The 22,158-nt window shown below is 67.5% G+C and carries 26 protein-coding genes; 14 read left to right on the plus strand and 12 right to left on the minus strand.

Going from position 1 to position 22,158, the window contains the following annotated elements; genetic code table 11:
- Nucleotides 1-75: 75 nt before the first annotated feature.
- From AC3B6A_RS20390 to phnE, 4 genes are read left to right on the plus strand one after another with little or no spacing between them, the layout of a single operon-like run.
- A complete protein-coding gene (locus tag AC3B6A_RS20390) occupies nucleotides 76-933 on the plus strand; it encodes a putative selenate ABC transporter substrate-binding protein (RefSeq protein ID WP_488398911.1) in 858 nt (285 codons plus the stop codon).
- Complete coding sequence (locus tag AC3B6A_RS20395) at nucleotides 930-1,736, plus strand: phosphonate ABC transporter ATP-binding protein (RefSeq protein ID WP_488398912.1); 807 nt, start codon at nucleotides 930-932, stop codon at nucleotides 1,734-1,736. The genes AC3B6A_RS20390 and AC3B6A_RS20395 overlap by 4 nt, the downstream gene beginning before the upstream one ends.
- Nucleotides 1,730-2,572 (plus strand): PhnE/PtxC family ABC transporter permease, encoded by an 843-nt coding sequence (locus AC3B6A_RS20400; protein WP_488398913.1) that lies wholly within the window; start codon nucleotides 1,730-1,732, stop codon nucleotides 2,570-2,572. The genes AC3B6A_RS20395 and AC3B6A_RS20400 overlap by 7 nt, the downstream gene beginning before the upstream one ends.
- A 14-nt stretch (nucleotides 2,573-2,586) precedes the next feature.
- The gene (gene phnE / locus AC3B6A_RS20405) at nucleotides 2,587-3,357 is read left to right on the plus strand and encodes a phosphonate ABC transporter, permease protein PhnE (protein WP_488398914.1); all 771 of its coding nucleotides are present in this window, start codon (nucleotides 2,587-2,589) and stop codon (nucleotides 3,355-3,357) included.
- Nucleotides 3,358-3,533: 176 nt separating this feature from the next.
- Here the strand turns inward: phnE and AC3B6A_RS20410 are convergent, their stop codons facing one another.
- Together AC3B6A_RS20410 and AC3B6A_RS20415 are read right to left on the minus strand one after the other, a co-directional pair.
- A complete protein-coding gene (locus AC3B6A_RS20410; RefSeq protein ID WP_488398915.1) occupies nucleotides 3,534-3,890 on the minus strand; it encodes a DUF5064 family protein in 357 nt (118 codons plus the stop codon).
- Between the two features lie 66 nt (nucleotides 3,891-3,956).
- Nucleotides 3,957-4,274: a DUF2288 domain-containing protein gene (locus AC3B6A_RS20415; protein WP_488398916.1), complete on the minus strand. Its 318-nt coding sequence runs from the start codon at nucleotides 4,272-4,274 to the stop codon at nucleotides 3,957-3,959.
- 306 nt (nucleotides 4,275-4,580) lie between these two features.
- Here AC3B6A_RS20415 and AC3B6A_RS20420 point away from each other — a divergent pair, with 306 nt between their 5' ends.
- The 5 genes from AC3B6A_RS20420 (at nucleotide 4,581) to AC3B6A_RS20440 (ending at nucleotide 9,464) form a co-directional block, all read left to right on the plus strand.
- Nucleotides 4,581-5,702, plus strand: a complete 1,122-nt coding sequence (locus AC3B6A_RS20420; RefSeq protein ID WP_488398917.1) for a branched-chain amino acid ABC transporter substrate-binding protein — start codon at nucleotides 4,581-4,583, stop codon at nucleotides 5,700-5,702.
- A 116-nt stretch (nucleotides 5,703-5,818) separates the two neighbouring features.
- Nucleotides 5,819-6,742, plus strand: a complete 924-nt coding sequence (gene livH / locus AC3B6A_RS20425; RefSeq protein WP_488398918.1) for a high-affinity branched-chain amino acid ABC transporter permease LivH — start codon at nucleotides 5,819-5,821, stop codon at nucleotides 6,740-6,742.
- On the plus strand, nucleotides 6,739-7,995 hold the full coding sequence (locus tag AC3B6A_RS20430; RefSeq protein ID WP_488398919.1) for a high-affinity branched-chain amino acid ABC transporter permease LivM: 1,257 nt from the start codon (nucleotides 6,739-6,741) through the stop codon (nucleotides 7,993-7,995). Before livH ends, AC3B6A_RS20430 begins: the two co-directional genes overlap by 4 nt.
- On the plus strand, nucleotides 7,992-8,759 hold the full coding sequence (gene livG, locus AC3B6A_RS20435) for a high-affinity branched-chain amino acid ABC transporter ATP-binding protein LivG (RefSeq protein ID WP_488398920.1): 768 nt from the start codon (nucleotides 7,992-7,994) through the stop codon (nucleotides 8,757-8,759). Before AC3B6A_RS20430 ends, livG begins: the two co-directional genes overlap by 4 nt.
- 3 nt (nucleotides 8,760-8,762) lie before the next feature.
- The gene (locus AC3B6A_RS20440) at nucleotides 8,763-9,464 is read left to right on the plus strand and encodes an ABC transporter ATP-binding protein (RefSeq protein ID WP_488398921.1); all 702 of its coding nucleotides are present in this window, start codon (nucleotides 8,763-8,765) and stop codon (nucleotides 9,462-9,464) included.
- Between the two features lie 168 nt (nucleotides 9,465-9,632).
- Here the strand turns inward: AC3B6A_RS20440 and AC3B6A_RS20445 are convergent, their stop codons facing one another.
- Together AC3B6A_RS20445 and AC3B6A_RS20450 are read right to left on the minus strand one after the other, a co-directional pair.
- Nucleotides 9,633-10,319, minus strand: a complete 687-nt coding sequence (locus AC3B6A_RS20445) for a GntR family transcriptional regulator (RefSeq protein ID WP_488398922.1) — start codon at nucleotides 10,317-10,319, stop codon at nucleotides 9,633-9,635.
- Between the two features lie 71 nt (nucleotides 10,320-10,390).
- Nucleotides 10,391-11,125, minus strand: a complete 735-nt coding sequence (locus AC3B6A_RS20450) for an SDR family NAD(P)-dependent oxidoreductase (RefSeq protein ID WP_488398923.1) — start codon at nucleotides 11,123-11,125, stop codon at nucleotides 10,391-10,393.
- 308 nt (nucleotides 11,126-11,433) lie between these two features.
- On the opposite strand from AC3B6A_RS20450, the gene AC3B6A_RS20455 reads away from it, so the two are divergent.
- The 3 genes from AC3B6A_RS20455 to AC3B6A_RS20465 all read left to right on the plus strand — a co-directional run bounded on the left by AC3B6A_RS20455 (nucleotide 11,434) and on the right by AC3B6A_RS20465 (nucleotide 14,950).
- Complete coding sequence (locus tag AC3B6A_RS20455) at nucleotides 11,434-12,462, plus strand: ABC transporter substrate-binding protein (protein ID WP_488398924.1); 1,029 nt, start codon at nucleotides 11,434-11,436, stop codon at nucleotides 12,460-12,462.
- Between the two features lie 86 nt (nucleotides 12,463-12,548).
- Nucleotides 12,549-13,631: a phosphotransferase gene (locus tag AC3B6A_RS20460; protein WP_488398925.1), complete on the plus strand. Its 1,083-nt coding sequence runs from the start codon at nucleotides 12,549-12,551 to the stop codon at nucleotides 13,629-13,631.
- Nucleotides 13,628-14,950, plus strand: coding sequence for an aspartate aminotransferase family protein (locus tag AC3B6A_RS20465; RefSeq protein ID WP_488398926.1), 1,323 nt, complete (start codon nucleotides 13,628-13,630; stop codon nucleotides 14,948-14,950). Before AC3B6A_RS20460 ends, AC3B6A_RS20465 begins: the two co-directional genes overlap by 4 nt.
- An 89-nt stretch (nucleotides 14,951-15,039) precedes the next feature.
- Here the strand turns inward: AC3B6A_RS20465 and AC3B6A_RS20470 are convergent, their stop codons facing one another.
- The 3 genes from AC3B6A_RS20470 to AC3B6A_RS20480 all read right to left on the minus strand — a co-directional run bounded on the left by AC3B6A_RS20470 (nucleotide 15,040) and on the right by AC3B6A_RS20480 (nucleotide 17,024).
- A complete protein-coding gene (locus AC3B6A_RS20470; RefSeq protein WP_488398927.1) occupies nucleotides 15,040-15,498 on the minus strand; it encodes a sn-glycerol-3-phosphate transporter in 459 nt (152 codons plus the stop codon).
- 16 nt (nucleotides 15,499-15,514) lie between these two features.
- Nucleotides 15,515-15,979: an outer membrane lipoprotein gene (locus AC3B6A_RS20475; RefSeq protein WP_488398928.1), complete on the minus strand. Its 465-nt coding sequence runs from the start codon at nucleotides 15,977-15,979 to the stop codon at nucleotides 15,515-15,517.
- Between the two features lie 115 nt (nucleotides 15,980-16,094).
- Nucleotides 16,095-17,024, minus strand: a complete 930-nt coding sequence (locus AC3B6A_RS20480) for a LysR family transcriptional regulator (RefSeq protein ID WP_488398929.1) — start codon at nucleotides 17,022-17,024, stop codon at nucleotides 16,095-16,097.
- A gap of 93 nt (nucleotides 17,025-17,117) precedes the next feature.
- Between AC3B6A_RS20480 and AC3B6A_RS20485 the strand changes: the two genes are divergently transcribed.
- Nucleotides 17,118-17,717 carry a short chain dehydrogenase gene (locus tag AC3B6A_RS20485; protein ID WP_488398930.1) on the plus strand — a complete coding sequence of 200 codons (600 nt, stop codon included), beginning with the start codon at nucleotides 17,118-17,120 and terminating at the stop codon, nucleotides 17,715-17,717.
- Nucleotides 17,718-17,923: 206 nt separating this feature from the next.
- Here AC3B6A_RS20485 and AC3B6A_RS20490 read toward each other — a convergent pair whose 3' ends face one another.
- Complete coding sequence (locus tag AC3B6A_RS20490) at nucleotides 17,924-18,322, minus strand: DUF488 domain-containing protein (RefSeq protein ID WP_488398931.1); 399 nt, start codon at nucleotides 18,320-18,322, stop codon at nucleotides 17,924-17,926.
- Between the two features lie 85 nt (nucleotides 18,323-18,407).
- Here AC3B6A_RS20490 and AC3B6A_RS20495 point away from each other — a divergent pair, with 85 nt between their 5' ends.
- On the plus strand, nucleotides 18,408-19,076 hold the full coding sequence (locus tag AC3B6A_RS20495) for a COG3650 family protein (RefSeq protein WP_488398932.1): 669 nt from the start codon (nucleotides 18,408-18,410) through the stop codon (nucleotides 19,074-19,076).
- Nucleotides 19,077-19,092: 16 nt separating this feature from the next.
- Here the strand turns inward: AC3B6A_RS20495 and AC3B6A_RS20500 are convergent, their stop codons facing one another.
- The 4 genes from AC3B6A_RS20500 to AC3B6A_RS20515 are packed head-to-tail and all read right to left on the minus strand — an operon-like array spanning nucleotide 19,093 to nucleotide 22,026.
- Complete coding sequence (locus AC3B6A_RS20500; RefSeq protein ID WP_488398933.1) at nucleotides 19,093-19,344, minus strand: hypothetical protein; 252 nt, start codon at nucleotides 19,342-19,344, stop codon at nucleotides 19,093-19,095.
- A complete protein-coding gene (locus tag AC3B6A_RS20505) occupies nucleotides 19,341-20,033 on the minus strand; it encodes an aspartate/glutamate racemase family protein (RefSeq protein WP_488398934.1) in 693 nt (230 codons plus the stop codon). Before AC3B6A_RS20505 ends, AC3B6A_RS20500 begins: the two co-directional genes overlap by 4 nt.
- A 3-nt stretch (nucleotides 20,034-20,036) precedes the next feature.
- Nucleotides 20,037-21,137: a PLP-dependent cysteine synthase family protein gene (locus AC3B6A_RS20510; RefSeq protein ID WP_488398935.1), complete on the minus strand. Its 1,101-nt coding sequence runs from the start codon at nucleotides 21,135-21,137 to the stop codon at nucleotides 20,037-20,039.
- 28 nt (nucleotides 21,138-21,165) lie between these two features.
- Complete coding sequence (locus tag AC3B6A_RS20515; RefSeq protein ID WP_488403660.1) at nucleotides 21,166-22,026, minus strand: DMT family transporter; 861 nt, start codon at nucleotides 22,024-22,026, stop codon at nucleotides 21,166-21,168.
- Nucleotides 22,027-22,158 lie beyond the last annotated feature (132 nt).

The raw sequence follows: 22,158 nt of genomic DNA on the forward strand, positions 1-22,158 counted from the left end.
CACGGTCGGGGACATGCAGGCAGACCGCCACACAACTTCCCAGGCTTTTTCCGCTATTGAACCGGAGACTGCTCCATGCTGAAACGCACCCTGGCGCTCGCCGCCTGCTTTGCGCTGTCTTTTGCTGCAACCGTTACCCACGCCGAAGCCCTGAAGGAACTGAAGGTCTCGGCCATCCCCGATGAAGCCCCCACCGAACTGCTGCGCAAGTTCAAGCCGCTGGGCGCCTACCTGGAAGAACAGCTGGGCATGCCGGTGAAGTTCATCCCAGTATCCGACTACGCCGGCGTGGTCGAAGCCCTGGCCTCCGACCGCCTGGACATGGCCTGGCTGGGCGGCTTCACCTTCGTCCAGGCGCGCCTGAAGACCGGCAACGCCATCCCGCTGGTACAGCGCGAGCAGGACCAGCAGTTCACCAGCAAATTCATCACCGCCGACCCGAACGTGAAGTCGATCCAGGACCTCAAGGGCAAGACCTTCGCCTTCGGCTCCGTGTCCTCCACCTCCGGCAGCCTGATGCCGCGCTACTTCATGCAGAAGGACGGCGTGGTGCCCGAGCAGTTCTTCTCCCGCGTGGCCTACTCCGGCGCCCACGACGCCACCGTCGCCTGGGTCCAGGCCGGCAAGGTCGACGCCGGCGTGCTGAACGCCTCGGTGTGGCAGAAGCTGGTGGACGCCGGCAAGGTCGACACCAATAAAGTGAAGGTCTTCGCCACCACCCCGACCTACTACGACTACAACTGGACCGTGCGCGGCAACCTCGATCCGGCGCTGGCCGAGAAGATCAAAAAGGCCTTCCTCGCCCTCGACCCGAGCAAGCCGCGCGACAAGGAAATCCTCGACCTGCAGGCGGCCAGCCGCTTCATCGAGACCAAGCCCGAGAACTACCAGGGCATCGAGGAGTCGGCTCGCGCCGCCGGCCTGCTGAAGTGACCCTGAAACTGACCGGCGTGGAGCACGTCCACGCCAACGGCCAGCGCTCGCTCGCCGGCATCGACCTCGCGGTCGGCGCCGGCGAACGGGTGGCGATCATCGGCCCCTCGGGCGCCGGCAAGACCACCCTGTTGCGCATCCTGGCCACCGCCCTGAAACCCTCGGCGGGCAGCGTCGAACTGCTCGGCGCCCAACCCTGGGCGCTGGGCGACGCGGCACGCCAGCGCCTGCGCGCGCGCATCGCCCTGGTGCACCAGGCCCCGCCGCTGCCGCCGCGCCAGCGGGTGGTCACCGCCGTGCTCGCCGGCCGCCTCGGCCAGTGGTCGCTGTGGAAGAGCCTGGCCAGCCTGCTCTACCCGCTCGACAGCGCCGGCGCCCGCGCCGAACTGCAGCGCCTGGACCTGGGCGACAAACTCTTCGAACGCTGCGACCAGCTCTCCGGCGGCCAGCTGCAACGGGTCGGCATCGCCCGCGCGCTGTACCAGCAGGCCGAAGTGCTGCTGGCGGACGAACCCGTCTCGGCCATGGACCCGGTGCTCGCCGGGCATACCCTGGAGGTTCTCGGCCGCGAGGCGCAGAGCCGCGGCGTGACGCTGCTGGCCAGCCTGCACGCGGTGGACCTGGCGCTGGAGCACTTCCCGCGCATCGTCGGCGTGCGCGACGGCCGCATCGCCTTCGACAAGCCGGCGGAAAAAGTCACCCCGGACGACCTGCGGGCGCTCTACGCCAACGAACAGCTTGTGCGCCAGGACACCTCCTCGCCGCCGGGCAAACCGGTGGTGGTGCAGATTCCGCGATGCTGAACCAAGCGCTTTCGAAGAGCCCGCCCCGCGACCCGGCCGCGCTGCCGCGCCTGCTGCTCACCCTGCTCGCCCTGGCCCTGCTGTGGCCGGGCCTGCGCCTTTCCGAGCTGGATATCGCCGGCCTGTTCAGCGGCGACAACGCGCGGACCATGGCCAGCTTCCTCGGCGGCTTCTGGCCGCCGGCGCATGACGCCGAATTCCTCGGCCTGCTCGGCCGCGCCACCCTGGAAACCCTGGCCATCGCCACCGCCGGCATGGCGCTGGCCTGGCTGATCGCCTTCCCCGCCGCGCTGCTGGCCACCCGCGCGCTGTCCCTCTCCGCCCTGCCCCACGGCGGCCGGCCGGCCTGGTGGGCGCGCGCGTTGCGCTGGCCGGTGCGCGGCCTGCTGATCCTGCTGCGCAGCGTGCCGGAAATCGTCTGGGCCCTGCTGTTCGTCCGCGCCGTGGGCCTGGGCCCGACCGCCGGCGTGCTGGCCATCGCCATCACCTATGGCGGCATGCTCGGCAAGGTCTACGCGGAAATCTTCGAATCGGTGGACCCGCGCCCGACCCGCGCGGTGCTGCTGGGCGGCGGCTCGCGCCTGCAGGCCTTCGCCTACGGCGTGCTGCCCTCGGCGGCGGCGGAACTGATGTCCTACACCGTCTACCGCTGGGAATGCGCGATCCGCGCCTCGGTGGTGATGGGCTTCGTCGGCGCCGGCGGCCTCGGCCAGCAGATCGACCTGTCGCTGCGCATGTTCGCCGGCGGCGAAGTCTCCAGCATCCTGCTGACCTTCCTGGCCCTGGTGCTCGGCGCCGACCTGCTCAGCCGCTTCCTGCGCGGGAGGCTCGAATGAGCGGGTTGTCTCGAATGAGCGGACTGCTGCGCAGCCTGGCCTGGCTGCTCGCCGTGCTGGTCGCGGTGGCGGCGTCGTTCGCCTACCTGGACATGGATAGCGGCGGCCTGTTCAGCGCACGCGGGGCCGGCCAGATGCTCGACTACGCCCGGGACTTCCTCTCCCCGGACCTGTCCGCCACGCATCTTGCCGCCGTCGGTCGCGGCAGCCTGGAAACCCTGGCCATGTCGGCCATCGGCACGCTGCTCGCGGCGCTGCTCGGCCTGCTGCTGGCGCTGCCGGCCGCCGGGCGCTTCGGACGCATGGCGCAGAGCCTGTCGCGGCTGCTGCTCAACGCCCTGCGCGCGGTGCCGGAGCTGGTCTGGGGCGCGCTGATGGTGCTGGCCGCGGGGCTCGGGCCGAACGCCGGCACCCTGGCCCTGGCGCTGCATACCGGCGGCGTGCTCGGCCGGCTGTTCGCCGAGGCGCTGGAGAACACCCCGAGCGCCCCGGCCGACGCCGTGCGCCTGGCCGGTGGCGGGCGCATCGCCGCGTTCGCCTACGGCACCCTGCCCGGCGTCTGGCCGCAACTGGTGGCGTACCTGCTGTACCGCTGGGAGAACAATATCCGCATGGCCAGCGTGCTCGGCTTCGTCGGCGCCGGCGGCCTGGGGCAGATGCTCTACTTCAGCCTCAGCCTGTTCCAGCAGGCCCAGGCGGCGACGGTGATCCTCGCCATGCTGCTGCTGGTGCTGGGCGTCGACACGCTGAGCGCCTGGGCGCGGCAGCGCTGGGTGAGTCACTGACCCCCCTGCAGGAGCGAGCTTGCTCGCGAACAAAACATCCGCGGGCCCAATGATGGGGCGGTTCGCGAGCAAGCTCGCTCCTACGGAAAGCCTCCCTTCCGCCCCATCGGCAGCGCTGGAAACAGCGCCCAACAAAAAGCCCGGCATCTGGCCGGGCTTTTTTTTCGAACGGGCGCTTACTGGATGACCTTGTCGAGATCGACCGGGTCGCCGGGATGGGTGCCGAGTTTCTGCCGGATGTCCTCGAACATCGCGTCGTATTCCTTGTGAATGCGCACGACGGCACCAAAGCGCGGGTGCAGGCCGTGCTTCTGCGCGATGCGGGTCGCATCGCTGGCGAAGTTGAATGCCTGTTCCTTGGGCATGTCCCACTCTTCGGAGAAGGCATTGCGGTCGATTTCGCCTTTCATGGTGAAGTGCACGTAGGTGCCCTTCGCCGCATCCGTGCGGATCTCGTAGTAAATGTGAGCGTCAATTTCCTGCTGATCCAGCCCCGGCATGGCCTGGAGGTGCAGATGACCCGGTTCGAACATGGCGAATCTCCTTCTATGGAATCCCGACAGTCTAGTCCGCCTTTGCGAATTGGAAATCGTCCTGTATCAGTGCACGACGTCTTTTCGAACTCGTTCCTGGACCAGCACCCAGGGCGCGATCACCACGGCCCAGAGTTCCGGATCGCGGGCGAGGAAATCCTCCGCCTGGATTTCGTCGACCTTGCTCAGTTCACCGCTCGCAAGCCAGGCGGCAACCTTCGCCTTGTCGTCCTCGGCCACGCCCACCGCGACCTCCACCAGATCGGCGCAAGCCCCGACCTTGAGCAGGTTGCCACGGGCGAAGAAAGGCGCGAGCTCCTGCCAGGAAATCTTCGCGGTTTCGCCAAGCAACTTGGCATAGAGGGTGCTAGCTTGTTCAGTCATGGATCTCACCTGGTAAACGACCGGCGCCATGATAGCGCCGAGGCCTCGCCAGGCAAGGTTCTGACGGCACTTTCTGGATGACAGAAGGCTCCAGTCAGAAGTCTGACACACGCCGTTTTTCTGTACGATTGTGTCATTCTTGCGACATACGCCCAACCAGCCCGCCGCCCCCCGCTTTTCAAGCGGTGAAGCGGCACTCTACACTGTACCGGTACAGTTGCCGGTGGGCCTGGCGGGGGCAATCCCGGTCCGGACGTCCTGGCAACCAGGACAACAAAAACGAAAACACAAGAAGAGTGGAGCACTATGAAAAAGGGTACTCAGCGTCTTTCCCAGCTATTCACCGCGATGGCTCTCGCCGGCGTTGCCAGCTTCTCCATGGCTGCCGACACCATCAAGATCGGCCTGGCCGGCCCGGTGACCGGCGCAGTCGCCCAGTACGGGGAGATGCAGTTCGTTGGCGCCAAGATGGCCATCGAGCAGATCAACAAGGCTGGCGGCGTCGATGGCAAGCAACTTGAAGGCGTGGTCTACGACGACGCTTGCGATCCGAAACAAGCTGTGGCCGTTGCCAACAAGATCGTCAACGATGGCGTCAAGTTCGTGGTCGGCCACCTCTGCTCCAGCTCCACTCAGCCGGCATCCGACATCTACGAAGACGAAGGCGTGATCATGATCACCCCGGCGTCCACCAGCCCGGACATCACTTCCCGCGGCTACAAGCTGGTGTTCCGCACCATCGGCCTGGACAGCCTGCAGGGCCCGACCGCCGGCAAGTTCATCGCCGAGCACATCAAGCCCAAGACCGTCGCCGTGCTCCACGACAAGCAGCAGTACGGCGAAGGCATCGCCACTGCCGTGAAGAAGACCCTGGAAGACGCCGGCGTCAAGGTTGCCCTGTTCGAAGGCATCAACGCCGGCGACAAGGACTTCTCCGCGATGATCGCCAAGCTCAAGCAGGCCAAGGTGGACTTCGTCTACTACGGCGGCTACCACCCGGAGCTGGGCCTGATCCTGCGCCAGGCCAGCGAGAAGGGCCTGAAGGTCGGCTTCATGGGTCCGGAAGGCGTCGGCAACAAGGAAATCTCCGCCATCGCCGGCCCGGCTTCCGAAGGCCTGTACGTGACCCTGCCGAAGTCCTTCGACCAGGATCCGAAGAACAAGGCCCTGGTTGACGCCTTCAAGGCCAAGAACGAAGACCCGAGCGGTCCGTTCGTGTTCCCGGCCTACGCCGCCGTCCAGGTCATCGCCGAAGGCATCAAGAAAGCCGGCGGCGAAGACACCGAGAAGGTTGCCGCGGCCCTGCGCGCCAACGACTTCGATACCCCCACCGGTACCCTGGCCTTCGACGAGAAGGGCGACCTGAAGAACTTCAACTTCGTGGTCTACCAGTGGCACAAGGACGGCACCAAGACCGAAGCCAAGTAAGTCACCTGCCGACACCCAGAGCCCACTGCACTCGCAGTGGGCTTTGTTTATCCGAGTATTCCGGGGGTCCGTCGCGCCACAAGCGCCGCTTCACGCGACGTCCGAGGAGTTAGGTAATGCCTGATCTCTACCACTACCTGCAACAGCTGATCAACGGCCTCACCGTCGGCAGCACCTATGCCCTGATCGCCATCGGCTACACCATGGTCTATGGCATCATCGGCATGATCAACTTCGCCCATGGCGAGGTCTACATGATCGGCTCGTACGTAGCCTTCATCGTGATCACGGGGCTGGCGATGATGGGTATCGCAAGTCTACCTGTCGTCATCATCTGCACCTTCGCCGCGAGCATCATCGTCACCAGTGCCTACGGCTACAGCATCGAACGGATCGCCTACCGCCCCCTGCGCGGAAGCAACCGACTGATTCCGCTGATCTCCGCGATCGGCATGTCGATCTTCCTGCAGAACCAGGTCCTGCTCGCCCAGGACTCCAAGGACAAGGCCATCCCCAACCTGCTGCCCGGCAACTTCGTGATCGGCGCCGATGAAATGACCGGCGTGACCATCTCGTACATGCAGGTGCTGATCTTCATCGTCACCCTGCTGACCATGTACGGCCTGTCCATGTTCATCTCCCGTTCCCGTCTGGGCCGCGCGTGCCGCGCCTGCGCTGAGGACCTGAAGATGGCCAACCTGCTGGGCATCAACACCAACAACATCATCGCCCTGACCTTCGTCATCGGCGCCACCCTGGCCGCGGTGGCCGCGGTGCTGCTGGGGATGCAGTACGGCGTGATCAACCCGCACATCGGCTTCCTCGCCGGCATCAAGGCGTTCACCGCCGCGGTGCTGGGCGGCATCGGCAGTATCCCGGGCGCCATGCTCGGCGGGCTGGTGCTGGGTGTTGCCGAAGCCTTCGGCGCCGACGTGTTCGGCGACCAGTACAAGGACGTGGTGGCGTTCACCCTGCTGGTGCTCGTCCTGCTCTTCCGCCCCACCGGCATCCTCGGCCGCCCGGAGGTGGAAAAGGTATGAGCCAGAAACTCAAGACCGCGTTCTTCAGCGCCCTGCTGGTCATGGCCGTCGCCTACCCGGTGCTCGGCCTGAAGCTCAGCGTGATCGGCATCGGCCTGCAGCTGCAGGGCGCCAGCCCCGTCACCCTGTGGACCATCGCCGCGTGCGCCGTGGGCATATTCGTCTGGCAACTGGTGCGCGACAAATTCCACTTCGTGACCAGCACCCGCCAGTACCTGTCCAGCCCCCACAGCAAACTCGCCGAACGCCTGACCCACTCCTCGGTGCAGCGCAAGATCATCGTCGGCCTGATCATCGTCGCCCTCGCCTGGCCGTTCTTCGGCTCGCGCGGCGCGGTGGACATCGCCACGCTGATCCTGATCTACGTGCTGCTCGGCCTTGGCCTGAACATCGTGGTGGGCCTCGCCGGCCTGCTCGACCTGGGTTACGTGGGCTTCTACGCAGTCGGCGCCTACAGCTACGCGCTGCTCTCGCACTACTACGGTCTGGGCTTCTGGACCTGCCTGCCGATCGCCGGCCTGATGGCAGCCTTCTTCGGCTTCATCCTCGGCTTCCCGGTGCTGCGCCTGCGCGGCGACTACCTGGCGATCGTGACCCTGGGCTTCGGCGAGATCATCCGCATCCTGCTGCGCAACCTGACCTGGCTGACCGGCGGCCCCAACGGCATCAGCAACATCGAGAAGCCGAGCCTGTTCGGCCTGTCCTTCGAGCGCCGCGCCCCCGAGGGGATGCAGACCTTCCACGAGTTCTTCGGCATCGCCTACAACTCGAACTACAAGGTCGTGTTCCTCTACCTGGTCGCGCTGCTGCTGGTGCTGCTGGTGCTGTTCGTGATCAACCGCCTGCTGCGCATGCCCCTGGGCCGAGCCTGGGAAGCCCTGCGCGAAGATGAGATCGCCTGCCGCGCCCTCGGCCTGAACCCGACCATCATCAAGCTCTCCGCCTTCACCCTCGGCGCCTGCTTCGCCGGTTTCGCCGGCAGCTTCTTCGCCGCGCGCCAGGGCCTGGTGACGCCGGAATCCTTCACCTTCATCGAGTCGGCGACCATCCTCGCCATCGTCGTGCTGGGTGGCCTGGGTTCGCAGTTGGGCGTGATCCTCGCCGCCGTGGTGATGATCCTGCTGCCGGAGCTGATGCGCGAGTTCAGTGAGTACCGCATGCTGATGTTCGGCGCCATCATGGTGCTGATGATGATCTGGCGTCCGCAGGGCCTGCTGCCCATGCAGCGTCCGCATCTGGAGTTGCGCAAATGAGCCAGACCATTCTTGAAGTAAACGGCCTGACCATGCGCTTCGGCGGCCTGCTGGCCGTCAACGGTGTGGCCCTGAACGTGAAGGAAAAGCAGGTGGTCTCGATGATCGGCCCGAACGGCGCCGGCAAGACCACGGTGTTCAACTGCCTGACCGGCTTCTACCGCCCCACCGGCGGCGAAATCCTCCTGCGCGGCGAGGCCGTGCAGGACCTGCCCGGCCACAAGATCGCCCACAAGGGCGTGGTGCGGACCTTCCAGAACGTTCGCCTGTTCAAGGAAATGACCGCGGTGGAAAACCTGCTGGTCGCCCAGCACCGCCACCTCAACACCAACTTCCTCGCCGGCCTGCTGAAGCTGCCGTCCTTCCGCCGCAGCGAGGCGGAGGCGCTGGACTACGCCGCGCACTGGCTGGAAATCGTCAACCTCAAGGAAGTCGCCAACCGCCCGGCGGGCACCCTCGCCTACGGCCAGCAGCGCCGCCTGGAGATCGCCCGCTGCATGATGACCCGTCCGCAGATCCTGATGCTGGACGAACCGGCGGCCGGCCTGAACCCGCGGGAAACCGAGGACCTCAAGGCGCTGATCGCCATGCTGCGCGCCGAACACGGCGTCACCGTGCTGCTCATCGAGCACGACATGAAGCTGGTGATGAGCATTTCCGACCATATCTACGTGATCAACCAGGGCACCCCCCTGGCCGACGGCACCCCGGAGGAAATCCGCGGCAACCCGGATGTGATCAAAGCCTATCTGGGGGAGGCCTGAGTCATGCTGAAGTTCGACAAGGTTTCCACCTTCTACGGCAAGATCCAGGCGCTGCACGAAGTCAGCATGGAAGTCCAGCAGGGCGAGATCGTCACCCTGATCGGCGCCAACGGGGCCGGCAAGTCGACCCTGCTGATGACCCTCTGCGGCTCGCCGCGCGCGGCCTCGGGCAGCATCAAGTACCTGGGCGAGGAACTGGTCGGCCAGGAATCCTCCGTGATCATGCGCAAGAGCATCGCCGTCGTGCCGGAAGGCCGCCGGGTGTTCGCCCGCCTGACCGTGGAAGAGAACCTGGCCATGGGCGGCTTCTTCACCAGCAAGGGCGACTACCAGGAACAGATGGACAAGGTCCTGGCACTCTTCCCGCGCCTGAAGGAGCGTTTCAACCAGCGCGGCGGCACCATGTCCGGCGGTGAACAGCAGATGCTCGCCATCGGCCGCGCGCTGATGAGCAAGCCCAAGCTGCTGCTGCTCGACGAACCGTCCCTGGGCCTTGCGCCGATCATCATCCAGCAGATCTTCGACATCGTCGAACAACTGCGCCAGGAAGGCGTGACCGTCTTCCTCGTCGAGCAGAACGCCAACCAGGCGCTGAAGCTCGCCGACCGTGGCTACGTGCTGGAGAACGGCCGCATCGTCATGCAGGACACCGGCGCCAACCTGCTGGTGAACCCCAAGGTGCGCGACGCGTACCTGGGCGGCTGAGTCCCGCGCGGCAACCAGAAAACGGCCCTTCGGGGCCGTTTTTCATTGGCTGGCACTGTGCTTCTCGTCGTAGGAGCGAGGGGGACGCCTGGTTCCTGCTCGCGAACAATCTCGCCGGTGAAATCTGCGTATGGGGGTTCGCGAGCAAGCTCGCTCCTACAACAGGCCTCAGCCGGCTGCCGGCTCCGCCGCCTCGCTCTGGGCGATGAACTCCAGCATCTTCTCGCTGCCGTCGAGCAGGTCGGCGTGGATGGCCGCGCGCGCGGCGGCGCCGTCGCCTTCGCGCAGCGCCCGCAGCACGTCCCAATGGTGCTCGATGGCCATGCGCTCGTTGAAGTCGGCGTAGGCCTGGGCGATCAGCGGGCCGGTGCGCATCCACAGGCTGTCGAGGAAGGCACGCAGCAGCGGCATGCCGGCGATGTCGGCCAGGGCGAAATGGAAGGCCTGGTTGAGCTTGAGCGCCGACACCAGGTCCTCGGCATGGATCGCCTCGAGGTTCTCGCGGATGTTGCCTTCCAGCTCGTCCAGCTGCCCGGCGCTGGCCTGCGCGGCGGCGGTCTCGGCGGCGAGGCCTTCGAGCGCCACGCGGATGCTGCGGATTTCCAGGTACTGCTCACGGCTGAGCAGCGGCACGCGGATGTCGCGCGGCGTGCGGAGCACCAGCGCCTGTTCCTTGGCCAGCTGCAGGATCGCATCGCGCACCGGGGTCACGCTGGTGCCCAGCTGCTGGGCCAGGTCGCGGATGCGCAGGCGGTCGTCCGGCTTGAAGCGGCCGGTGATCAGCGCCTCGCGCAGCAGCGCGTAGACGCCGCTGCCCAGGTAGGAATGGTTCAGCCCTTCGATCGGGTAGCTCATCGCTTTCTCATCGCGTGGTGCGGCAAACGGGTGCGCATGATGCGGATCGAGCGCGGCGGATGCCAGCGGGATCACACATGCTGGCCACCGTTGACGTGGATTTCCGCGCCGTTGACGTAGGACGCGCCGCTGGTGCAGAGGAAGTGGATCAGCGAGGCCACCTCTTCGGGCTTGCCCAGGCGGTGCATGGGAATGTCCCGCTCGACGATCAGCTCGGTGCCCGAGGAGAGGATCGCGGTATCGATCTCCCCCGGCGCGATGGCGTTGACTCGCACGCCGTGCGCGCCGAAGTCGTGGGCCATCTCGCGGGTCAGCGCCGCCAGCGCGGCCTTCGAGCAGGCGTAGGCGACGCCGGCGAAGGGATGCACGCGCGAGCCGGCGATGGAGGTGACGTTGATCACCGAGCCCTTGGCCGCCTTCAGCTCGTCGAACAGGCCGCGCGCCAGCAGCGCGGTGGAGAACAGGTTGACGTTGAACACCCGCAGCCAGGTGGCGTAGTCGCTTTCCAGCACGCCCAGGCGCTCCCCGTTCGCGCCCTTGGGCGAGATGCCGGCGTTGTTCACCAGCGCGTGCAGCGGGCCGCCGAGCTTCTCGCGGATCTGCGGCAGGCTGGCCTGCACGCTGTCGATGTCTTCCAGGTCCAGGTGGATGTGATTGATCAGCCCCTCGGCCCAGGGGCATTCGGCGCTCCAGTCCTGGCGCGAGGCGGTGAATACGCGCCAGCCGGCGGCGTTGAAGTGCTTCACCGTGGCGTGGCCGATGCCCCGGCTGGCGCCGGTGAGCAGCAAGGTCTTGGTCGGATTCATGGCGCATCCTTCTGTGGAATGTGGAGATCCGTGGCGGCACGGCGGGTATCGGCGTGCTCGATGGATCAAATAAAAACATGATGCATCATGTTTGGGAAGATGTTTAAATCGATTCCGCGTCATCCGCTTGCCAACAACAACAAGAAACTGGAGGACCTCCGCCCATGCCCGACCGCACCTGCTCCACGCGCGCCTCACCCTGAGTCGACGGGCGACCGGCCGGCCTCCCAGCTAGGGCCGTCCCAGCCCCTCTCTTGAAGCTGCCCTCTTTTTCGATGGGCCGGATTGGCCCGACCAGGAGTACCCGCATGTTCAAGAAAGCCGTAGCACTGATGATGCTGGCCGGCGGCGCCGCCCAGCTCCACGCCGAGACACTGACCGTGGTGTCCTTCGGTGGCGACAACAAGGTGGCCCAGGAAAAGGCCTTCTACAAACCCTTCGCCGAACAGGCCAAGGTCACCGTCCAGGGCGCCGAGTACAACGGCGAAATGGCCAAGATCAAGGTGATGGCCGACACCGGCCAGACCAGCTGGGACGTGGTCGAGGTGGAATCCCCGGAACTGATGCGCGGCTGCAGCGAAGGCCTGTTCGAGCAGCTCGACTGGTCCAAGCTCGGCAAACAGGCCGACTTCCTCGACGCCGCCGTGAGTGACTGCGGCGTGGGCATCTTCATCTGGTCCACGGTGCTCACCTACGACGCCAGCAAGCTCGCCAGCGCGCCGACCAGCTGGGCCGACTTCTGGGACGTGAAGAAATACCCGGGCAAGCGCGGCCTGCGCCGTGGCGCCAAGTTCACCCTGGAATTCGCCCTGGAAGCCGACGGCGTGAAGCAGGCCGACCTGTACAAGGTGCTGGGCACTAAGGAAGGCGTCGACCGCGCCTTCAAGAAGCTCGACGAGATCAAGCCCTACATCCAGTGGTGGGAAGCCGGCGCGCAACCGCTGCAGTGGCTGGCCGCCGGCGACGTGGTGATGACCAGCGCCTACAACGGCCGCGTCGCCACCGCGCAGAAGGAAGGCCGCGACTTCGCCATCCAGTGGAACGGCAGCATCTACGACCTGGACCACTGGGCCATCGTCAAGGGCAGCCCGAACAAGGCGCGCGCCGAGCAGTTCATCGCCCTGGCCAACAAACCCGAGCAGCAGAAGGTGTTCGCCGAGAGCATCCCCTACGGCCCGACCAACAAGAACACCATCCCGCTGATCGACCCGGCCATCGCCGGCAAGCTGCCCACCGCGCCGCAGAACCTGGAAAACGCGCGCGCCATGGACACCGAGTTCTGGATCGACCACGGCGAGGAACTGGAACAACGCTTCAACGCCTGGGCGAGCAAGTAACCGCCTGCGCGCCGCCCGACCTCGCGTCGGGCGGTGCGCCGCGGCTCGCCGGGCCGCTGCACGATTGACCCGCTGGAGAAATACCCGTGCCCCTCAACACCGCCCCCGTTCAAGACCACCTGCTGGAAGCGGCCCCCGCCCGGGTGAGCGACGCCCAGGCCGCCGCCATCGCCGAGGAATACTTCGGCCAGCGCGGCACCCTGAACCGCCTCGCCGGCGAACGCGACCTGAACTTCCACATCAGCCACGGCCACGGCGAAGACCGCCTGCTGAAACTCTCCCACCCGCTGGAAGACCCGCAGGTGGTGGACTTCCAGACCCGCGCCCTGCTCCGCGTCGAGGCTGCCGACCCGAGCCTGCCGGTGCAGCGCGTCTATCCCTCGCGCAGCGGCGACTACCAGATTCCGGTGGTCGTCGACGGCCAGCCGATGCTCGCCCGCCTGTTCTCCTTCGTCGACGGCCTGCCGCTGCACCGCGTGCCGCAACGCAGCCGCGCCCTGCGCGAAGACCTCGGCGACGCCCTGGCGCGCCTGGGCCTGGCGCTCGACGGCTTCCAGCACCCGGCCTCCGGCCACGAACTGCTGTGGGACATGAAGCACGCCTCGCGCCTGCGCCGCCTGCTGGCCTACATCGAGGACCGCGAGCAGCGCGCGCTGGTCGAGCGCTTCCTCGACAACTTCGAGCGCCATGCCCTGCCCCGCCAGGCCAGCCTGCGCGCCCAGGTGATCCACAACGACCTCAACCCGCACAACGTGATCGTCGATGCCGCGCACCCCGACCGGCTGCGCAACATCCTCGACTTCGGCGACATGGTCCACGCCCCGCTGATCAACGACCTCGGCGTCGCCGCCGCCTACCAGGTGGGCGAGCTGGACGCGCCGCTGGCCACCGCCTGCGAGATGGTCGCCGCCTACCACCGCCGCCGCCCCTTGCTTGCGGCCGAGCAGGAAATCCTCGCCGACCTGATCGCCACGCGCCTGATCATGACCCTGTGCATCACCGCCTGGCGCGCCAGCCTGCACCCCGAGAACCGCGAGTACATCCTGCGCAACGCCCACCACGCCTGGCAGAGCCTGCAAGGCCTGGCCAGCCTGAGCCGGGAACAGGCCCAGGAGCAGATATTCGCCGCCTGCCAGGTCGAAACCTACCAAGAGGAGCCCCGTCCATGACCATGCCCAACGGATTCAGCCCGGCCGACGCCGAGCGCCTGAACGACGAGGAGCGCCGCCTGATCGAACGCCGCGAGCGCCTGCTCGGCCCGGCCTACCGGCTGTTCTACGAACGCCCGCTGCACACCGTGCGCGGCGAGGGGGTCTGGCTCTACGACAAACAGGGCAACCGCTACCTCGACGCCTACAACAACGTCGCCTCCATCGGCCACTGCCACCTGCGCGTGGTGCAGGCCATCGCCAGCCAGGCGGCGGTGCTGAACACCCACACCCGCTACCTGCAGGAAGGCATCCTCGACTACGCCGAGGACCTGCTCTCCACCTTCCCCGCCGGCCTCGAACAGGTGATGTTCACCTGCACTGGCAGCGAGGCCAACGACCTCGCCCTGCGCATCGCCCGCCAGTACACCGGCGGCACCGGGGTGATCATCACCCGCTTCGCCTACCACGGCGTCACCGGCGACATCTCCGAACTCTCGCCGGCCCTGGGCAGCGGCATCACCCTGCCCGCCCACGCGCGCACCGTGCGCGCGCCGGATGCCTACCGGCTGGGCGCGGAGAACGTCGCGAGGATTCTCGCCGAGGACGTGCGCGCCGCCATCGCCGACCTGCGCGCCCACGGCATCAAGCCCGCCGCGCTGCTGCTCGACGGCATATTCGCCAGCGACGGCGTGCTGCCCGACCCGGCCGGCTTCCTCGCCGAAGCGGTCAAGGTCGCCCGGGACGAAGGCCTGCTCTACATCGCCGACGAAGTGCAGAGCGGCTTCGCCCGCACCGGCCTGAACATGTGGGGCTTCCAGCGCCACGGCGTGCAGCCGGACCTGGTCACCCTCGGCAAGCCGATGGGTAACGGCCAGCCGATCGCCGGCGTGGTGGCGCGCGCGGACATCCTCGAAAGCTTCGGGCGCAACCTGCGCTACTTCAACACCTTCGGCGGCAACCCGGTGTCCTGCGCGGCGGCCCAGGCGGTGCTGGACGTGATCCGCGACGAGAAGCTGCAGGAGCGCTCGCAGCGCATCGGCGACTTCATGCTCCAGGGCTTCCGTCGGCTGGCCGAGCGCCACGAACTGATCGGCGACGTGCGCGGCGCCGGGCTGTTCCTCGGCGTCGAACTGGTGACCGACCGCGCCGCCAAGACCCCGGCCGCCAACCAGACCCGCCGGGTGGTCAACGCCATGCGCGAGCGCGGCGTGCTGATCAGCGCCGCCGGTCCGATGGAGAACATCCTGAAGATCCGCCCGCTGCTGGCCTTCGAGCAGGAGCACGCCGAGCTGTTCATCGACTGCCTGGACCAGGCGCTGCTGGAAGCGGCCGGCTGACGCCCCGGGCGATTCGACCGGAGCGGCGGAAACCAGCGCGGGCCGCGGTGTTCACACACCGCGGCCCGCGTTTTTTTCATTCGGGTTCGTCAGAGACGCAGGCCGACGTTGATCATCACCGCCGCGTTGCCCAGCACCACCAGTTCGGTCCCGACCGGCCCCAGGTGCGCACCGACCGAAGGGATGATCGCCGGCGCCACGCCGAGATGGTTCAGCGGAATCTTGTCGCGGTACTCGCCGCGATAGCCCTGCAGCGCGCCGCTGGTGATCTTGGCGTAGAACGGCGTGCCGTCCCAGTCGAAGCGCTTGCCGGCGTAGACGTACTGCGAACGCTGGCTGAAGGAGTTCTTGAAGGTCGCGCCGCCCCAGACCACGCCATCGGCGCGGTTGCGCTCGATGCCGATCAGTTCCTGGTGGTTGTTGTGGTCCGGGTCGTGGGTCCAGTGATTCGTGTAGACGCTGGTCTGCAGGTACCAGAAGTCCCCCTCATCGGCCATGGCGAGGCCAGGGCCGAGCGTCAGCAGGAGGGCGATAAGGAGGTGCCGCATGGCCTGTCCTCCTCATTTACAGGGTGACGCGGCTGGCACCGTTGACCGTGGCGATGCGCACGCGGTCGCCTACGCGGAACTGCATGGCCGGGTCCACCGCCTGGACGTAGGCACGCAGCGCGCCGTCGTCCTCGCGGACGAGGATTTCCACGCCCTGGGTCCGGGTGACGCCCTCCTCCACCGCCGCGCCCGCCATGCCGCCGGCGACGCCGCCGAGGACGGTGGTGATGGCCTGGCCGCGGCCGCCGCCGATGGAGTTGCCGGCGATGCCGCCGACCGCGGCGCCGGCCAGGGCGCCGATCGGCGTCCGGGTGCCTTCGATCTGCACCGGACGCAGGGACTCGATGGTGCCCATGCGCACGGTCTGCACGGCGCGGGCGTCTTCGCGGGAGAAGCTGCTGCCCGACAGGTTGGAAGCGCAGCCGGTGAGCAGCGCGGCACTGGTGAACACGGCGGTCAGCAGCAGAGTGGAACGGATCATGATGGCTACCTCGAAAGGCTTTCTGAAAGGATTGGGAAAAGCCTAAGGTCCGCTCCCTGAACTCCCCCTGAACCCTCTCTGAACCATCGCTGAACGAAGCTGAACGCGATGCCCGTCAGCCCTCCAGGGCGACCAGCTGCAGCCGGCTGCGCTCGAACCAGCGCAGCAGATAGTCCGCCAGCAGCTGCGTGCGGCGCGGCAGGCGGCCCTGGTAGGGATGGATGAGGTGCACCGGCTGGCTGCGGGTCTGGTAGTCGCGCAACAGCCAGACCAGGCGTGCTTCGGCCAACTCCTGCTGAATCATGTAGGACGGCAGCCGGCTGACGCCCGCGCCGGCCAGCGCCGCCTTCTTCAGCAGGGTGTAGTGGTTGCTCGCCAGGAGCCCGCTGACCGCCACGCGGAACAGCTCGTGGTGACGCTGGTAGAGCCAGGTGCCGCTGTCCGGGTAATGGGTGTTGCGCAGGCAGGAATGCCCCGCCAGTTCCTCCGGCGACCGCGGCACCCCGTGCCGCGCCAGGTAGTCCGGCGCGGCGCAGGTCAGCTCCTGCAGGGCGAACAGCGGCCTGGCCACCAGGCGCTCGTCCACCGCCAGGCCGCCGGAGCGGATCGCCAGGTCGAAACCGTCCGCCACCAGATCGCGCCGTTCGTTGGACAGGTCCAGCTCCAGGCGGATGTCCGGGTACTCGCGGGAAAACTCCATCAGCCAGGCATCGAAGAACGTCTCCCCGAGGGACACCGGCACGCTCACGCGCACCGTGCCCCGCGCCTCGTCCTGCAACGCCAGCACCGCCTGCCGCGCCCGCGCCGCCTGGGCGTTGAGCGCCTGGGCCTCGGGCAGCAGCGCGGCTCCCGCGGCGGTCGGCGACAGGCGCCGGGTGGTGCGGTGCAGCAGCGTCGCGCCCAGCGCCTGCTCCAGGGCGGAAATCCGCTTCGACAGCTGACCCTTGCTGCAACCAAGTTTCTCCGCGGCGCGGGTGAAGCTGCCGCATTCCAGCAGCACGGCGAAGGCGGAGAGGTCTTCCAGGTCGCTGGCTATTGTTTCCATATAGAAACCAAAGGTTATCGATTGGCGTGATTATCTGAACAGGAAGCCACTCTACCCTGAAGCCGTCTTCAGCCACATCCCTTCGGAGCCTCCATGAAAATCATCCTGATCGGCGCCAGCGGCACCCTCGGCCAGGCCGTCGCCAACGAACTGGGCCCGCGCCATGAAATCATCCGCGCCGGCCGCAACAGCGGCGACCTGCGCGTGGACATCACCGACAGCGCCTCCATCCGCGCGCTGTTCGAGCAGGCCGGCGGCTTCGATGCCCTGGTCAGCGCCGCCGGCAAGGTGCACTTCGGCAAGCTGTCGGAGATGGGCGAGGCGGAAATGGCGGTGGGCCTGGAGGACAAGCTGATGGGCCAGGTGAACCTGGTGCTGATCGGCAGCCAATACGCCAACGACGGCGCCTCCTTCACCCTCACCAGCGGCATCCTCAGCGAACAGCCCATCGTGCTGGGCAGCTCGGCCAGCCTGGTGAACGGCGCGCTGGAGGGCTTCGTCCGCAGCGCCGCCCTGGAGCTGCCGCGCGGCCAGCGGATCAACGCCGTGAGCCCGAACGTGCTGGTGGAATCGATGGAGGGTTACGCGCCGTTCTTCCGCGGCTTCAAGCCGGTGCCCGCCGCCGACGCCGCCCTGGGCTTCGCCCGCAGCGTGGAGGGCGCGCAGACCGGGCAGGTGTACAGGATCTGGTGACGCAGGTCCCCTGCGGGAGCACCCCACGGCCCGCTCCCGCGGTCACCGCCGGCGTTGCGTAGGATGGCGTGGAGCGAAGCGATACCCATCATTCTCTTGTCCCGACAGCATGGGTATCGCTTCGCTCCACCCATCCTACGGTTCTACAGGTATCGGCCCCGGGCTCGGCGCTTTTCGCAGGAGCGAGCTTGCTCGCGAACAGGTCCCTACTCGGTCCGCCCGGCATAACAGACCGGCGAGCTGCTGTCCCCCTGCTTCTCCAGCTCATCCTCGAGGAAGTCGGCCAGCACCTGGGCGTTGTTGTGCGTCTCGTCCTTGGCCGCGTAGAGCAGCGTCAGCGTGCCGCCGCGCGCCAGGCCGAGCAGCCCCCACCAGTGCCCCGGGTTGGCGTTCAGCTCGCGGTGGTAGGCCAAGCGGAATTCCTCGAACAGGCCCGGGTCGTGGTGGAAGCGCTGGCGCAGCTCATTGGACGGCGATGCGTCCTTGGCCCACTGCTCCATCTGCAGGTCTTCCTTGCGAATCCCGCGCGGCCACAGGCGGTCCACCAGCACCCGGTGGCCGTCTTCCGGCGCCGCCGGTTCATAAGCACGCTTGCAACGAATCATCCGATTTCCTCCCGAGTCCGGCATTGCCCTTGAGCTGACCGGCCACGCTGGGTAACGTGGGCCCACTTTCGAGGGAGCCCGATCCATGCGATCCAGCCGTTTCATTCTGTTCAGCCTGCTACCCCTGTTCGCCGCCTGCCAGGTATGGACGCCGAACAAGACCGATCTTAACGCCTCCACCCGCCTGCAGGGCGAGCTCAGCCGCCAGGACGGCAAGCTGATCTTCCGCGGCTGCACCGAGCAGCGCCGCTTCAGCATCGAGGATAGCGGCAATACCGGGCTGCCCCGCGACGCCCAGGAAATGTTCAACGACGGCGCCAGCACCCTGTTCGTCGACCTGCGCGGCAACTTCACCGGCAGCACCGCCGCCGGCACCGACGGCAACCTGGAAGTGAGCAAGGTCCTGCGCCTGCAGCACGAGGGCCACGGCTGCGACGACCCGAACTTCAAGCGCAGCATCGTCCGCGCCCACGGCAACGAACCGGGCTGGAGCGTGCTGATCAACGAGCAGGGGCTGCTGCTCGAACGGCCCGGCAAGGACTCGCTGGTGGTGCCCTACATCGCCGAGGGCCTGCCCGATGGCAGCACCAGCTACTCCAGCGAAGCCAACGGCGAGCGGCTGGAACTCTGGGTCGCCCCGGCGCGCTGCCAGGACAGCATGAGCGGCGCGCTGAGCAACCTCTCCGCCGAACTGCGGGTGGACAGCCAGGTCCTGCAGGGCTGCGCCTTCCCCGGCGGCGCCAGCGCCGACTGACGCGCCGCGGCGGGGCTCAGAGCAGCAGCCCCGCCGACCTCAACCGCGCCTTGAGCGCGATCAGCCCGCCCTCGTATTCCCAGTAGGCCACCCGGCCGTGACTGGACGTCACCAGCACATAGCGCTCGCTCACCGACTGGATGCGCTCCAGGCGCACCGATTTCTCCACGAACTCCGGCTCGTTGACCTGCTCGACCACCTCGCGATTCTGCCCGTCGTAACCGTGGACGACGAAGGCCGCGCGGACCTTGAGGCTGATGAAGCTCATCGAAGCGCCCGCTCGGCGGCCTGCCGCGCGTGGATGGCGGTGGTGTCGAACAGCGGCACCGCGGCGTCCTGCGGGCCGACCAGCAGGGAAATCTCGGTGCAGCCGAGGATCACCGCCTGCGCGCCGCGCTCGACCAGCGTGGCGATGATGCGCCGGTAGGCCTCGCGCGACTCGTCGCGGATCCGCCCCAGGCAGAGTTCCTCGTAGATGATCCGGTGCACCACCTGGCGCTCGTCTTCCGAAGGCGTCAGCACCTGCAGGTCGAACTGCTCCTGCAGCCGGTCCTTGTAGAACGCCTGCTCCATGGTGAAGCGCGTGCCGAGCAGGCCGACCGTGGTCAGCCCCGCCGCGCGGATCGCCTCGGCGGTCGGGTCGGCGATGTGCAGCAGCGGGATGTCCACCGCCGCCTCGATGGCCGGCGCCACCTTGTGCATGGTGTTGGTGCAGAGCACCAGGAAATCCGCGCCGGCCGCGCGCAGCGAGCGCGCCGCGTCGGCCAGCAGGCGCCCGGCGGCGTTCCAGTCACCGGCGTGCTGCAGGCGCTCGATCTCGTGGAAATCCACGCTGAACAGCACGACCTTCGCCGAGTGCAGGCCGCCCAGGCGTTCCTTGATGGTCTGGTTGATCTGCCGGTAGTAGGGAATGGTCGACTCCCAGCTCATGCCGCCGATCAGGCCGATGGTCTTCATGCTTCACTCCAGTCCGATGCAGGGCAGCTCCGCGGGCAGCGCCGCGCCGTGCTCGACGCACTGGCGCAGCGCCTCGATCTGCGGATCGAGGTTAAAGCCCTGGGAAAGCAGCCACAGGGGGTTGTAGTAGGTGGTCGCGTAGCGCTCGCCGCTGTCGCAGAGGATCGCCACCACCGAGCCGCTCTCGCCGCGCGCCACCATCTGCCGCGCCGCCAGCAGCGCGCCGACCAGGTTGGTGCCGCTGGAGCCACCGACATGCCGGCCCAGGCGCTGCGCCAGGTAGTGCATGGCCGCCAGCGACAGCTCGTCCGGCACCTTGCAGCAGGCGTCGATCACCGCGGGCAGGAACGACGCCTCGACGCGCGGCCGGCCGATCCCCTCGATGCGCGAGCCGTAGCTCAGGGTCAATTCGCGGTCGCCGCTGCGGTAGGCATCGAAGAACACCGAGCGCTCGGCGTCGGCGCAGAGCACGCGGGTCTCGTGGCGGCGGTAGCGGGCGAAGCGCCCGAGGGTGGCCAGGGTGCCGCCGGTGCCGGGGCTGGAGACCAGCCAGGACGGCTCGGGGAAGCGCTCGTGGCGCATCTGCTGGAAGATCGACTCGGCGATGTTGTTGTTCGCCCGCCAGTCGGTGGCGCGCTCGGCGTAGGTGAACTGGTCCATGAAGTGCCCGCCGGTTTCCTGCGCCAGGCGTTCGGACTCGGCGTAGATCTGCGTCGGGTCGTCCACCAGGTGCGCCTGGCCGCCGTAGAAGGCGATCTGCGCGATCTTCTCCTTGGACGTGCTGGCCGGCACCACGGCGATGAAGGGCACGCCCAGCAAGCGGGCGAAGTACGCCTCGGAGATCGCCGTCGAACCGCTGGAGGCCTCGATCACCGGCGCGCCGGGACGCAGCCAGCCGTTGCACAGCGCATAGAGGAACAGCGAGCGCGCCAGGCGGTGCTTGAGGCTGCCGGTGGGGTGGCTGGACTCGTCCTTGAAATACAGGTCGACACCCGGCAGGCCGGGCATCTCCAGGGGGATCAGGTGGGTGTCGGCGCTGCGCTGGAAATCCGCCTCGATGATGCGGATCGCCTCGCGGGTCCAGGTGCGGTCTGGGGCGGACATGGCTGTTTCCTCGTCGAAGGGCAGAACCTCAGTCCAGCACACCGGTGGGCGGCGTGTGCGGCGCGCTGCGCCACTGGCTGAGGGCCACGCCGGCGAACACCAGGCCAGCCGCCAGTGCCTGCTGGCCACTGAGCACCTCGCCGAGCAGCAGCGCGGCGAAGATCAGGGTGAACACCGGGATCAGGTTGATGAAGCCGGTCGCCTGGCTCGCCGGCAGGCGGCTGACGCCGAAGTTGTACAGGCCGTAGGCGCCGACGGTGACGATGCTGCCCAGGTAGACCAGCGCCAGCAGCCCCCGGGTGCTGGGCATTTCCGGCAGCCCGGAGGTGGCCAGCGCCAGCGGCAGGAAGAACAGCGAACCGATGAAGGCCTGCATGGCGGTCAGGATGAACGCCGAGTAGCGCGCCGACAGGTGCTTGAGCAGCAGGGTGTAGCCGGTGGCGCAGAGCATCGCCAGCAGCTCGTAGAAGTTGCCCAGCAGCGGGTTCGGCGCATGGCCGTCGGCGTCGCTGGCGAGGGTCAGCCAGAGCGCGCCGAGCACCGCCAGGGCGAACCCCAGCCAGGTGTTGCGGGCGATCGACTCGCGCAGCAGGAAGAACGCCCCCACCGCCACCAGCAACGGCAGCAGCGCGGTGATCATGCCGGCCTGGGCGGCGCTGGTCTGCTGCAGCGCCAGGGACTCGAAGATGAAGTACAGGCAGGGCTCGCAAGCGGCGAGGCCGAGCAGCCATTTCCAGTCGCCGGGGCGGTAGTCGATGCGCCCCCGCCAGCGCCAGGCGGCGAGGAAGATCAGGCTGCCCAGGGCCATGCGGGCGAAGATCACCCACATCGGCGGCATTTCCTGGAAGGCGAACTTCAGGGCGATGAAGGAACTGCCCCAGAGCGCCATGGCCAGCACCAGGCACGCGAGGGCGAACGGCCGGGATTGCTGCACGGGACGCTCCAGTCAAAAGGTCCCCGGAGTATAGGGGGCGCCCGGCGCGGGCCGACAGGTACAGAACCGCGGGGAAACTGTATGGGC

Source organism: Pseudomonas sp. B12(2026), from assembly GCF_057767015.1.